Raw genomic sequence first — 12,094 nt, forward strand, 5'->3', positions numbered from 1 at the left:
GCGGGAGCCTTTTGGATGTGTGACGATCTGCGCAAAATTGAGCTGCGTGGTCAATCCGGAGAGGCGATGATCTGGGTGGCGCTCGCGGGCCCGTCCGGCGCGGGCAAGGACAGCCTGCTGGATCGGGTGCGGGCCGAATTAGGCGAGAATCCCCGCTTCCACTTCGCCCGGCGCACCATCACGCGCCCGGCCGGGGCGGGCGGCGAGGAGCACGAAGCCGTCTCCATCGAGGAATTTCAGTCACTTGCGGCGCAGGATGCCTTCATCCTGACCTGGCAGGCCCATGGGCTGCATTACGGCATCCGCCGCATCGAGGCGCCGGAGGACCGGCTGGCCGTGATCAGCGTCTCCCGGACGGTCCTGCATGCCGCCGGCCGGATCCGCCGCCTGCGCGTCGTGGAGGTCACCGCCCCCCGCGCCCTGCTGGCCGAGCGCCTGGCGCGTCGTGGCCGCGAGACGGAGGAGCAGATCCAGGCGAGGCTTGATCGCGAGATGGGGCTGCCGGAAGGGCTGGATGTCGTCACCATCCGCAACGACGGCACGATCGACGAGGGCGCCGCGCGGCTGAGGCATGTGCTGGACGCGACCGCATCATCTTGCATGGAAGGGCTTTTTCGGCCATAGGGCTGCCCAGCCGGTGGGCGTTCCACCGGCAATCCACACGCGGCGCGCCCCTTCCGTTCGGCAAGGGTCCGGTCTCGGCTTCGGTCGAGGTTTGCGCCGCGGAGGCTTAACCGGACTGTTTTGGAAGGATTATCGCCATGGCGATGCCAGAAGTTTCCCTGCGCCAGCTGCTCGAAGCCGGTGTGCATTTCGGTCACCACACGCGGCGCTGGAATCCGCGGATGGCCCCCTACATCTTCGGCATCCGCAACCAGGTCCACATCCTGGATCTGCAGCAGACCGTTCCGATGCTCGAGCGCGCCCTGCGCACCGTGCGTGACACGGTTGCCGGCGGCGGTCGCGTGCTCTTCGTGGGCACCAAGAAGGCGGCGGCGGAATACGTGGCCGAGGCGGCGACCCGCTGCGGCCAGTACTACGTCAACCATCGCTGGCTCGGCGGCATGCTGACCAACTGGAAGACCATCACGGGCTCCATCAAGCGCCTCAAGGAAATGGACGCGCGCCTGCAGGGCGACATCCAGGGCCTGACCAAGAAGGAAGTGCTGATGCTGACGCGCGAGCGCGACAAGCTCGACCGCGCGCTTGGTGGTATCCGCGAGATGGGCGGCCTGCCCGACATGATCTTCGTCATCGACGTGGTGAAGGAGAAGCTGGCGATCGAAGAGGCGAACACGCTCGGGATCCCCGTCGTGGCCGTCGTCGACAGCAACTGCGATCCCTCGGGCGTGACCTTCCCCATCCCCGGCAATGACGACGCGATCCGCGCCATCAACCTCTATTGCGACCTGGTCGCCGCCGCCGTCTTCGACGGCATCTCGGCCGAGCTGCAGGCATCGGGCCGCGACGTCGGCGCGATGGCCGAACCGATGGCGGAAGAGGTCATCGAGCCCGCCGCCGAAGAAGCGCCGGCCGCCCAGGCCTGAGACTGGACGAGCGATCGTCACAAAGAGGAGCTTGAGCTAATGGCTGAAATCACGGCCGGCATGGTCCGGGAACTGCGCGACGCCACCGGCGCGGGCATGATGGACTGCAAGAAGGCGTTGGTTGAGAGCGGTGGCGACATCGAAGGCGCCATCGACTGGCTCCGTAAGAAGGGTCTGTCGGCTGCCGCCAAGAAGTCGGGCCGCGTGGCCGCCGAGGGTCTGGTGGGCGTTGCCTCCGGCCCCGGCGTCGCGGCGATGGTCGAGGTGAATGCCGAGACCGACTTCGTTGCGCGCAACGAGAACTTCCAGAACTTCGTCTCCGAGGTGGCCGGTCTGGCCCTCTCGGTCGGCGAGGATCTTGAGAAGCTGAAGGCCGCCACCTATCCGGGGACGACCCACAGCACGCAGGACGAGCTGACCAAGCTGATCGCCACGATCGGCGAGAACATGACGATCCGTCGTGCGAAGGTCTTCACCGTCAAGCAGGGCACGGTCGCGACCTATATCCACAATGCGGTGAAGCCGGGTCTCGGCAAGATCGGCGTTCTGGTGGCGCTCGAGGGTCCCGGCGAGGATTCCGTGATGGAGACCCTGGGTCGCCAGATCGGCATGCACGTCGCCGCCACGCGTCCCGAAGCGCTGGACATCAGCGCGGTGGAACCTTCGGCGCTCGAGCGCGAGAAGGCCGTCCTCACCGAGCAGGCTTCGGCTTCCGGCAAGCCGCCGGCCGTCATCGAGAAGATGGTCGAAGGCCGTATCCGCAAGTTCTACGAGGAAGTCGTCCTCCTGGAGCAGGTCTGGGTGCATGACGGTGAGAGCCGCGTGAAGGCTGTCGTCGCGAAGGCGGGTCTGGAGCTCAAGGGCTTCATGCGCTTCCATCTCGGCGAAGGCATCGAGAAGCAGACGTCCGACTTCGCGGCCGAAGTGGCCGCCGTATCCGGCGTTTCCTGAGCCTATTCCGGCGCCGGGACGGCTTCTGCCGCCCCGGCGCCACATTTCCCTGCCAGTACCACTTTTCTAGCAAACCGGATCAGCGATGAGCGAAACGCCCATACACAAGCGCGTGCTGCTGAAGGTTTCCGGCGAGGCCCTCATGGGCAACCGATCCTACGGGCTGGACGTCGCGACCCTGAAGGCCATAGCGGCGGATGTCTCCGGCGTGGTCGATCTGGGTGTCGAAGTCGCCATGGTGATCGGTGGCGGCAATATTTTCCGCGGGATCGCCGGTGCCGCGACCGGCATGGACCGCGCCCAGGCCGACTATATGGGCATGCTCGCGACCGTGATGAACGCGCTGGCCATGCAGTCCGCCCTCGAGAAGGCCGGCGTTCAGACGCGGGTCCAATCCGCCATCGAGATGAGCGCGATCTGCGAGCCCTATATCCGGCGGCGCGCCATGCGCCACATGGAGAAGGGCCGGGTCGTGATCTTCGGCGCCGGAACGGGCAACCCCTTCTTCACCACGGACACGGCGGCGGCGCTGCGCGCGGTCGAGATGGGCTGCGACGCCCTGCTCAAGGGCACCCAGGTGGATGGCGTCTATGCGGCCGACCCCCGGACGAACCCGGACGCCGAGCGCTATACGACCCTGACTTATCTGGAGATGCTCTCGCGGGATCTCGCCGTGATGGACGCCGCGGCCATCTCGGTTGCGCGGGAAAACCATCTGCCCATTATTGTCTTCAACATCCACGAACCGGGTGCTTTCACGGCGGTGATGAAGGGCGAAGGCCGCTTCACCACCGTGACCGACAACCCCTGATCGCAAGGCCTCATCCATGGCTGTCCCGCCCGACAATAAGACGCTCAAGGCCGATCTCGTGCGTCGCATGGATGGCGCGCTCGAGACATTGAAGAAAGACTTCAGCGGGCTGCGCACGGGGCGTGCCAGCCCCTCGCTGCTGGAGCCGATCCGGGTCGAGGCCTATGGCACCAACCAGCCGCTCAGCCAGGTGGCCAATGTTTCGGTCGCGGGCCCTTCGATGCTGCAGGTGCAGGTCTGGGACCGTACGATCGTCAAGGCCGCCGAGATCGCGATACGCGACTCCGGCCTGGGCCTGAACCCGCAATCCGAAGGCCAGACGATCCGCGTCATGCTGCCGCCGCTCACCGAGCAGCGCCGCAATGAGCTCGCCAAGACGGCCGCGAAGTACTCCGAGGGCGCCAAGGTGGCCGTTCGCGGCGTGCGTCGCGACGGCATGGAGCAGATCCAGGGCTGGAAGAAGAAGTCGGAGATCGGCGAGGATGACGCCAAGCGCTGGTCCGACGAGGTCCAGAAGCTTACCGATGATTATGTGAAGAAGATCGAAGTCTCGCTCGCGGAGAAGGAAAAGGACATCAAGACCGTCTGATGTCCGCGCACCCTGCCTTGAAGGCGGGTTCGGGCGCGCCGCCGCCCCGCCACGTCGCTGTCATCATGGACGGAAATCGTCGTTGGGCGCAGGCGAGGGGCCTCCCCGTGGCCCTGGGCCATCGCGCCGGCGCCGACGCCGCGCGTCGGGCCATCGAGGCGGCGATCGGGTCGGGGGTCTCCTGGCTCACGCTCTTCGCCTTTTCTTCCGAAAACTGGGGCCGCCCGGCCGACGAGGTGCAGGAGCTGACCGCTCTGCTGCGCCATTATCTGCGGGCGGAAGTCGCGCAGCTCACCAAGGAAGGCGTGCGTCTGCGCGTCATCGGTGACCGCAATCGGTTCGGCGAGGACACGCTCAAGGCCATCGACGCGGCTGAACAGCGCACGGCGGGTGGGCTGCGTCTGAACCTGACCGTCGCCTTGTCCTACGGCTCACGAGCGGAGATCCTGTCGGCCGCACGCTCGACCGCCGCCGCCGCCTTGCGCGGCGAGATCGATCCCGAAACCCTGGACGAGGCTGGTTTCGCGTCGCGCCTCTTCACGGCGGGCATGCCCGATCCGGATCTCATCATCCGGACTTCGGGCGAGCAGCGTATCTCCAACTTCCTGCTGTGGCAGGCCGCCTATGCGGAACTGATCTTCCTGCCCGGCCTCTGGCCCGACTTCGGCGCGGCCGATTTCAACGCGGCCCTGACCGATTACGCCGCGCGGGAGCGGCGTTTCGGCGCTCGAATCGGCTGAATGCGCAATTGGGCGGACCTGCGGACGCGCGTCCTGACCGCGGCCGTCCTGGGGCCTGTGGCCTTGCTGAGCGTCTGGCTGGGCGGTCTCTGGTGGTCGGGCTTGATGGCGCTTTGCGTGGCTGGCCTGGCCTGGGAATGGGTCAGGCTCTGCGGCGGATCGACCCGAGTGATGCCGGGCCTTGTCGTCGGCCCCTTTGTGCTTGCTGCGGGGGCCGCCACCGTCCTCGGTCATCCGGGATTGGCGCTGCTGATCCTTGCGGCAGGGGTGGTGGTCACCCGGTATGTCGCGCGGCAGTCCACGGGACTCGCGCCCGGCTGGCTGGCCTTCGGCGTCTTTTACATCGGGCTGGCGGGCGTCGCGCTGATCGTGCTGCGGCAGGACGGCCTGGTCGGGCGCGACAATGTGATCTTCCTGTTCCTCGTCGTCTGGGCCTCGGATATCGGGGCCTACGTCACGGGACGAGCGCTGGGTGGGCCTAAACTCGCACCCATGATTTCGCCCAACAAGACCTGGTCCGGCTCCATGGGCGGGCTCCTCGGGGCGGCGGCTGTGGGCCTGGGCGTCGCGTTCGCGCTGGGCGCGGGTGGATCGCCGGTCAGGATTGCGCTGATCGCGGCTTTCCTCGGGATCGCCACGCAATCGGGTGATATGTTTGAAAGCTGGATCAAGCGCCGATTTGGCGTAAAGGACTCCTCCGGGCTCATTCCTGGCCACGGCGGTCTGCTGGATCGGCTCGATGGTATTCTGACCGCAGCGCCGCTGGCCGCGCTGATTGGTGCGCTTGCGGGACCGGGCGTTCATCTTTGGAGGTAGCTTTGGCTGTTTCGTCTCCCCGCAGCGTCACGGTTCTCGGTAGCACCGGTTCGGTCGGTCGCAGCACCTTGTCCCTGCTGGCGGCGGCAAAGCCCGGCACCTTCGTCGTGGAGGCGCTGGTCGCCGGCAAGGACGCGAAGACCCTGGCGGCCCAGGCGAAGGCGCATCGCGCCCGCCTCGCCGTCGTGGCCGATGAGCGCGCTTATCCGGTCCTCAAGGAAGAGCTGGCGGGTTCCGGCATCGAAGCGGCCGCAGGGGCCGAAGCCGTGACCGCGGCGGCCAGCCGGCCGGCCGACTGGACGATGGCGGCGATCGTGGGCGCCGTCGGCCTGCGCAGCACCCTCGCGGCCCTGGCCCGTGGCGGCACGCTGGCGCTGGCCAATAAGGAAAGCCTCGTCTGCGCCGGGCATATCGTGCTGGACGCGGCCCGGAGCACGGGCGCCACGCTGCTGCCCGTCGATTCCGAGCACAATGCCATCTTCCAGGCCCTTGATGCCCGCGACCCCTCGGTGATCGAGCAGATCATCCTGACCGCATCGGGTGGGCCGTTCCGGGAGTGGACGACCGCGCAGATGGCCCAGGCGACGCCTGAGCAGGCGGTTCGGCACCCGGTCTGGTCCATGGGCGCCAAGATCAGCATCGACAGCGCCACCATGTTCAACAAGGGGCTGGAGCTGATCGAGGCGGCACGACTCTTCCCCGTCCGGCCGGACCAGCTGGGTGTCCTGATCCATCCGCAATCGGCGGTGCATGGGCTGGTCCAATATGCCGATGGCTCGCTTCTGGCACAGCTCGGGACGCCGGATATGCGCACACCCATCGCGAGCTGCCTTGCCTGGCCTGACCGCATGTCGGTCGATGTGGCGCGGCTGGATCTGGCCGCCCTGAGCCGCCTCGATTTCTCCGCTCCCGACACCCAGCGTTTCCCCGCGCTGCGGCTGGCCCGCGAGGCGCTGGAGGCCGAGGGCGGGGCGCCCTGCGTGCTCAACGCCGCGAATGAGGTGGCCGTCGAGCTCTTCCTGGGGCGCGGCCTGGGCTTCCTCGACATCGCGGCGGTGGTGGCGGAGACGCTGGCGATCCTGGGCGGCCAGCCCGTTTCGGACCTCGAATCCATCCTGGCGCTTGATCAGGCGGCCCGCCGTGAGGCTTCACGCATTGCCGCGCACCGCGCAGCGGCCTGACGGAGTTCCATCATGCTCGAATTCGTCCCTTCCGCCGTGCGGACCCTGATGGCCTTCCTGGTCGTGCTGGGTGTCCTGATTTTCTTCCACGAGCTCGGGCACTATCTCGCTGCCCGTTGGCGCAAGGTTCATGTCGACGCCTTCAGCATCGGCTTCGGCAGGGCCATCGCTTCCTGGCAGGATCGCCGGGGGACGCAATGGCGCATCGCCTGGATCCCCCTCGGCGGCTACGTGAAGCTGCACGGCCAGGCGCCGCACGAGGAGACGCCGGAGGCCGATCGCGTGCCGGAGCGTGTCGGCGAGACCTTCCACAACAAGAGCGTGCTCGACCGGGCCATCGTGGTCGCGGCCGGACCCGTCGCGAATTTCCTGCTGGCGGCGCTGCTTTTCGGTCTTCTTTTCGCAACGAATGGCGTCCCGCGGGGCCTGACGAGCGTCTCCGTCATATCTCCAGGCTCTCCGGCCGAAATGGCGGGCATCGTCCCGGGTGACACCATCGTCGCACTCGATGGCGAGCGCGTGACCCGCTTCGACCAGGTGCAGCGCTACATCCAGCCTCGGGCCGGCCAGCAGGTGACGGTCCGCCTCGAGCGTGACGGCAGGGAGCTGGATCTCCAGGCGGTTCCCGCGATCCGCCCCGGCAGCGAGGCGCAACCCGTGGGTATTCTGGGTATCCAGGGCGGCCAGGCCGTTTTCGAACGACTCGATCCGATCTCGGCCCTCTGGGCGGGCGCGGTGCAGACCGTCGACGTCAGCTGGGCGACCCTCAAGGGCATTGGCGAGATGCTGTCCGGCTCGCGGAGCGCAAGCGAGCTCGGTGGACCCATCCGTATCGCCGAGGTCTCCGGCGAGGCCGCGACTCTGGGCATCGTTCCGCTGATCAATCTGATGGCGTTGTTGTCGGTGAGCCTTGGCCTGCTGAACCTCTTCCCCATCCCTCTCTTGGACGGCGGTCACCTCATGTTCTACGCCGCCGAGGCGATCCGGGGGCGGCCGCTTCCCCCCAAGGCGCTGGAGGTCGGCTTCCGCGCGGGCTTCGCGGTCTTGATCTGTCTGTTTTTGTTTGCGACATGGAATGACATCGCCCATGGCGGGATCGGTCGCTGGGTCGCGGGGCTGGTCGGATGAGGGTGATGGAAACGGCGGGGTGGCGGCTTGCCGGCGGCGCGGCTATGTTCCCGCCGGCTTCGGCTCGACGCAAACATATGGGTCTTTCCTTGACGACAACGCTTCGCGCTATCCTGCTCACGACCGTCGGGTTTGTGATGCTGTCGCCGGGTCAGGCCGATGCCCAGGGCCGGCGCCCCGCGCCTGTCCGCGCGGCCGAGGCGCCGGGGGGAACCCTCACGGCGGTCGTGGTCCAGGGCAATCAGCGGATCGAGACCGACACGGTGCGCAGCTATATGCTGCTGCAGCCAGGCGATACCTATGACGCCGACCGCGCCGATCGCTCCATCCGCAGCCTTTTCGCGACCGGCCTGTTCCGGGACGTCCGGATCTCGCGGGACGGTTCGCGCCTCATCGTCGTCGTGGCCGAGAATCCTCTCGTCAGCCGCGTCGCTTTCGAGGGCAATCGCCGCGTTTCCGACGACGTCCTGCGCGCCGAGGTGCAACTGCGCCCGCGTTCCGTTTACACCTCGCAGCTGGTGCAGGCCGATCGCCAGCGCATCCTGGATCTTTATGCGCGCCGTGGCCGCTTCGCCGCGCGCGTCGAGCCCAAGCTGATCGAGCTGGATCAGAACCGGGTCGACGTCGTGTTCGAAATTCAGGAAGGCGATGCGGCGCTGGTGGCCCGCATCAACTTCGTGGGCAACCGTGCCTATAGCGATGGCCGGCTGCGTGAGGTCGTGTCCACGAAGGAAGAGGCTTTCTACCGCTTCCTCTCCAATTCCGACACCTTCGATCCCGATCGCCTCAACTTCGACCGCGAGCTGCTCCGGCGCTACTACCTTCGTACCGGGTACCCGGATGTGCAGGTTGGCGTGGCCACGGCCGAGCTGGCGCCGGACCGAAGCGGCTTCTTCCTGACCTACAATATCAACGAAGGTCAACGTTATACCTTCGGCACGGTCGAGATCACCTCCGCCTTCCCGGGTCTGGACACCGCCGAGATTCGCCGCTTCGTCGAAATCGCCTCGGGCGACTGGTATGACGGCGATGCCGTGGAGCGTAGCTCTCAGGCCCTGGCGGATGCGGCCAATCTGCGCGGCTTCCCCTTCGTGGACGTTCAGCCGCGCATCACGCGCGACGCCGAGACGCGCAAGGTCAACATCACCTTTGCGGTGAATGAGGCGCCGCGCATCTTCGTCGAGCGCATCGACATCAACGGCAACACCCGCACGCAGGATCGCGTGATCCGCCGCGAGTTCCGTCTGGCGGAAGGCGACGCCTTCAATGCCGCGCAGGTGCGCCGCTCGCGTGAGCGCATCCGCAACCTGGGCTATTTCAGCGACGTCCAGATCACCAATTCACCGGGCTCCGCGCCCGATCGCACGATCCTGAACACCCAGATCACCGAGCGGGCGACCGGCGAAGTGAGCGTGGGCGGTGGTTATTCGACCGACGCCGGCTTCCTGGCTGATTTCGGCCTGCGCGAGCGCAATCTGTCCGGCACCGGTCTCGATGCCCGCCTCAACACCACAATCGCCCAGCGTCGCAGCCAGGTGGATATCTCGCTGACCGATCCGTCCTTCCTGGATCGGAACCTCGCGGTGGGCGCGGATATCTTCTACATCCAGCGGAACCTGCTGACGGTCTCGCAGTACAGCGAGCGCCGCGCCGGCTTCGCATTGCGCGGTGGGTACGAGTTCAATGAGCGCCTGCGGCAGTCGTGGTCGTACAGCCTTGTCAATCGCGACATCTACAACATCCAGCCCGGGGCCTCGCGCTTCGTTCTGGAGCAGCAGGGCAGCACGATCCTCAGCCAGATCAGCCAGACGCTGGCCTATGACACCCGCGACAACCTGATCGAGCCGAAGCGCGGCTACCTGCTGCGCCTGGGCACCGACTTCGCGGGGTTGGGTGGCGACGTGGCTTATGTCCGCGCTCGCCTGGACGGCGCGCTGTTCCTGCCCTTCGAGCGGGTCTTCGGCAATCCCGACTACGTGCTGACCTTCTTCGGCAGCGCCGGCATCCTGCATTCCTACGGTAACGGAAAGCCGGATCGCATCGTCGATCGTTTCTTCCTCGGTGGCGAGAACCTCCGCGGCTTCGCCTTGGCCGGCGCCGGCCCGCGCGATCTCGCGACGCGTGACGCCCTGGGTGGCCGGATGATGTGGACGCAGACCAGCGAGATGCGATTCCCGCTGCCGGTGCCCTCCGAGATCGGCCTGATCGGCCGGGCCTTCGTGGATGTCGGCGCCCTGTGGGACACGGTCTCCGGCACGGGGATCGGCGACTCGGCGCGGCCGCGCGTCAGCGCGGGCGTGGGCATCTCCTGGAGAAGCCCCTTCGGGCTGATCAATATCGACCTGGCTCAGGCTCTCGTGAAGCAGAGCTACGATCAGACTCAGGTTTTCCGTTTTGGCTTTGGTACGCGCTTCTGAGCGCTGGGACAGGTAGACGCCAATGACATCGTTCCGACTTTCGCTGGCCCTTTTGATGGGTCTGGCCCCGACCATGGCCCTGGCCCAGCAGCGGCAAGGCCAGGAATGGTTCGTCCCCGGGCAGAACCAGGGCGCGGCCGGCCAGCGTCCGACCCAGGCGCCGCAGCAGCGCCCGGCCCAGACTCCCGCCCAGGCGCCGGCCCGCCCTGGGCCGACGGCGGCCCGTCCGCCGGCTCTGCCGCCCGGCACGCCGCCACCCGCGGCCGTGATCGGTATCGTCGATATTCCCGAGATCCAGCGCCTTTCCACGGCGTTCAATCAGGTGCGCGAGGAAATCGAGCGTCGCCGGACCCGGCTGAACGACGATCTGCAGCGTGAGCAGAACGGCTGGCGCGACGCGCAGCAGGCGCTTGCGACGCAGCGCGCCCAGATGAATCCGGAACAGATTCGTGGCCGCGAACGCGAGTTGCAGGATCGCATCACGGACAGCCAGCGCATCTTCCGCAACCGCAGCCAGTCGATCGAGCAGGCGGCGCAGCAGTCCCTCGTGCAGATCGAGGAAGCTCTGGGCGTCGTGGTCCGGCAGGTGGCCGGCAGCCGCACGGTGAATGTCGTCCTGCCGCGTCCGCTGGTGATCATGAACGAGCCCGCCTTCGACCTGACGGAAGAAGTCGCGCAGCAGTTCAACCGCACGCTGCGGCAGGTCACCATCCCCGCCGAGAGCGACGGTTCGCAGCCGCCGGCGCCGCCGCCTGGCGCGCAGGCTCCTGGTGGCGCGGCTCCTGCCGCGGCCGCCGCGCGCCCTGCCGCTCCTCCGGCGCAGCAGCCTGCCCGCCGCTGATCCGGAAAATGCGGAACGCCTCGCATGTCGGCTGACGCCCGCTTTTTCGGGCATGCGGGGCCTCTCTCACTGACGACCATCGCCGCCGCCGTGAGCGGCGCGTTCGACGGGGATCCGGAGCGGTGCTTTTCCGGCGTCGCTTCGCTCGAGGCAGCCACCTCCCAGGAGGTCAGCTTCTGCGAGGCCCCGCGCTACGCCGCCGCGCTCCGGGCAACGAGGGCCGGCGTGGTGCTCGTGACCCATGCGCTTGCCGGGCAGGTCCCGCCGGGTTGCGTGGCGATCATCTGCGCCTCGCCGTCGGCGGCCTTTGGCAAGGTGGCCTTGCTGTTTCATCCCCGGCCGGTGCCGCAGGGCCGTATCCACCCGACCGCGGTCGTGGCGCCGGACGCCGTCATTGGCGAAGGGACCGAGATCGGGCCCATGTCGGTCATCGGCGCGGGGGCGCGGATCGGTGAAGGCTGCCTGATCGGACCGCTTGTGACGGTCGGCCCGGGTGTGGTGCTGGGCAAGGGATGTATCCTGCACAGCCACGCTTCCATCTCGCATGCGATCTGCGCGGAAGGCGTCGTGCTGCATCCCGGCGCCCGGGTCGGGCAGGAGGGGTTCGGCTTCACCCTGGCTCCGGACGGGCGCTTCGAGACCGCGCCTCAGCTCGGCCTTGTCGAGATCGGGCGCGGTGTCGAAATCGGCGCCAATAGCTGCGTGGACCGGGGGGCGCTGGTCAATACTGTCCTGGGCGAAGGAACGCGGCTCGATAACCTGGTCCAGGTGGGGCATAACGTCCGAACCGGTCGGGGATGCATCATGGTCGCCCAGGTGGGGGTTTCCGGATCTACTGTGATGGGCGATTACGTGAGCGCGGGCGGCCAGGCTGGATTCTCCGGGCATCTCTCGATCGGCGATCGGGCGCGTATCGGCGCGCAATCCGGCGTGATCACGGATCTCCCTGCCAGGGCGGAAGTCTTCGGCACCCCGGCCGCACCTATTCGCGAGGTCTTCCGATCCTTGCAGGTCCTGAAACGTCTGACCGCCGAGTCGCGGCATGTAAGAAAAAGAGAAGCGGAGTGAAAGCC

12 protein-coding genes are annotated in these 12,094 nt (G+C 67.3%); all 12 read left to right on the forward strand.

Going from position 1 to position 12,094, the window contains the following annotated elements; translation table 11 throughout:
• Positions 1-15: 15 nt before the first annotated feature.
• The 12 genes from phnN (at position 16) to lpxD (ending at position 12,089) form a co-directional block, all read left to right on the forward strand.
• Entirely contained in the window at positions 16-624 is a 609-nt protein-coding gene (gene phnN / locus ACO057_RS17590; RefSeq protein WP_421993911.1) for a phosphonate metabolism protein/1,5-bisphosphokinase (PRPP-forming) PhnN, read from the forward strand.
• A gap of 137 nt (positions 625-761) precedes the next feature.
• Positions 762-1,547, forward strand: a complete 786-nt coding sequence (gene rpsB / locus ACO057_RS17595; RefSeq protein ID WP_421993912.1) for a 30S ribosomal protein S2 — start codon at positions 762-764, stop codon at positions 1,545-1,547.
• A gap of 39 nt (positions 1,548-1,586) precedes the next feature.
• The gene (gene tsf, locus ACO057_RS17600) at positions 1,587-2,498 is read left to right on the forward strand and encodes a translation elongation factor Ts (protein WP_421993913.1); all 912 of its coding nucleotides are present in this window, start codon (positions 1,587-1,589) and stop codon (positions 2,496-2,498) included.
• An 85-nt stretch (positions 2,499-2,583) separates the two neighbouring features.
• Positions 2,584-3,309, forward strand: a complete 726-nt coding sequence (pyrH, locus tag ACO057_RS17605; protein ID WP_421993914.1) for a UMP kinase — start codon at positions 2,584-2,586, stop codon at positions 3,307-3,309.
• A gap of 16 nt (positions 3,310-3,325) precedes the next feature.
• Positions 3,326-3,898 (forward strand): ribosome recycling factor, encoded by a 573-nt coding sequence (frr, locus tag ACO057_RS17610; protein ID WP_421993915.1) that lies wholly within the window; start codon positions 3,326-3,328, stop codon positions 3,896-3,898.
• Complete coding sequence (gene uppS / locus ACO057_RS17615) at positions 3,898-4,638, forward strand: polyprenyl diphosphate synthase (protein ID WP_421993916.1); 741 nt, start codon at positions 3,898-3,900, stop codon at positions 4,636-4,638. Before frr ends, uppS begins: the two co-directional genes overlap by 1 nt.
• Positions 4,639-5,454 carry a phosphatidate cytidylyltransferase gene (locus tag ACO057_RS17620; protein WP_421993917.1) on the forward strand — a complete coding sequence of 272 codons (816 nt, stop codon included), beginning with the start codon at positions 4,639-4,641 and terminating at the stop codon, positions 5,452-5,454.
• 2 nt (positions 5,455-5,456) lie between these two features.
• Positions 5,457-6,635: a 1-deoxy-D-xylulose-5-phosphate reductoisomerase gene (gene dxr, locus ACO057_RS17625; RefSeq protein WP_421993918.1), complete on the forward strand. Its 1,179-nt coding sequence runs from the start codon at positions 5,457-5,459 to the stop codon at positions 6,633-6,635.
• A gap of 48 nt (positions 6,636-6,683) precedes the next feature.
• Positions 6,684-7,763 (forward strand): RIP metalloprotease RseP, encoded by a 1,080-nt coding sequence (gene rseP / locus ACO057_RS17630; protein ID WP_421993919.1) that lies wholly within the window; start codon positions 6,684-6,686, stop codon positions 7,761-7,763.
• Positions 7,764-7,852: 89 nt separating this feature from the next.
• The gene (bamA, locus tag ACO057_RS17635) at positions 7,853-10,180 is read left to right on the forward strand and encodes an outer membrane protein assembly factor BamA (protein ID WP_421993920.1); all 2,328 of its coding nucleotides are present in this window, start codon (positions 7,853-7,855) and stop codon (positions 10,178-10,180) included.
• A 55-nt stretch (positions 10,181-10,235) separates the two neighbouring features.
• On the forward strand, positions 10,236-11,021 hold the full coding sequence (locus tag ACO057_RS17640) for an OmpH family outer membrane protein (protein WP_421993921.1): 786 nt from the start codon (positions 10,236-10,238) through the stop codon (positions 11,019-11,021).
• Positions 11,022-11,045: 24 nt separating this feature from the next.
• The gene (gene lpxD, locus ACO057_RS17645; protein ID WP_421993922.1) at positions 11,046-12,089 is read left to right on the forward strand and encodes a UDP-3-O-(3-hydroxymyristoyl)glucosamine N-acyltransferase; all 1,044 of its coding nucleotides are present in this window, start codon (positions 11,046-11,048) and stop codon (positions 12,087-12,089) included.
• Positions 12,090-12,094: the final 5 nt, after the last annotated feature.

It is taken from the genome of Roseococcus sp., from assembly GCF_965227005.1.
In the GTDB taxonomy this organism is placed as follows: domain Bacteria; phylum Pseudomonadota; class Alphaproteobacteria; order Acetobacterales; family Acetobacteraceae; genus Roseococcus.

Excerpts from the sequence above, each read along its gene's own strand:
- phnN (WP_421993911.1), top strand. The coding sequence starts at position 16 with ATGTGTGACGATCTGCGCAAAATTGAGCTGCGTGGTCAATCCGGAGAG.
- rpsB (WP_421993912.1), top strand. The coding sequence starts at position 762 with ATGGCGATGCCAGAAGTTTCCCTGCGCCAGCTGCTCGAAGCCGGTGTG.
- tsf (WP_421993913.1), top strand. The coding sequence starts at position 1,587 with ATGGCTGAAATCACGGCCGGCATGGTCCGGGAACTGCGCGACGCCACC.
- pyrH (WP_421993914.1), top strand. The coding sequence starts at position 2,584 with ATGAGCGAAACGCCCATACACAAGCGCGTGCTGCTGAAGGTTTCCGGC.
- frr (WP_421993915.1), top strand. The coding sequence starts at position 3,326 with ATGGCTGTCCCGCCCGACAATAAGACGCTCAAGGCCGATCTCGTGCGT.
- uppS (WP_421993916.1), top strand. The coding sequence starts at position 3,898 with ATGTCCGCGCACCCTGCCTTGAAGGCGGGTTCGGGCGCGCCGCCGCCC.
- ACO057_RS17620 (WP_421993917.1), top strand. The coding sequence starts at position 4,639 with ATGCGCAATTGGGCGGACCTGCGGACGCGCGTCCTGACCGCGGCCGTC.
- rseP (WP_421993919.1), top strand. The coding sequence starts at position 6,684 with ATGGCCTTCCTGGTCGTGCTGGGTGTCCTGATTTTCTTCCACGAGCTC.
- ACO057_RS17640 (WP_421993921.1), top strand. The coding sequence starts at position 10,236 with ATGGGTCTGGCCCCGACCATGGCCCTGGCCCAGCAGCGGCAAGGCCAG.
- lpxD (WP_421993922.1), top strand. The coding sequence starts at position 11,046 with ATGTCGGCTGACGCCCGCTTTTTCGGGCATGCGGGGCCTCTCTCACTG.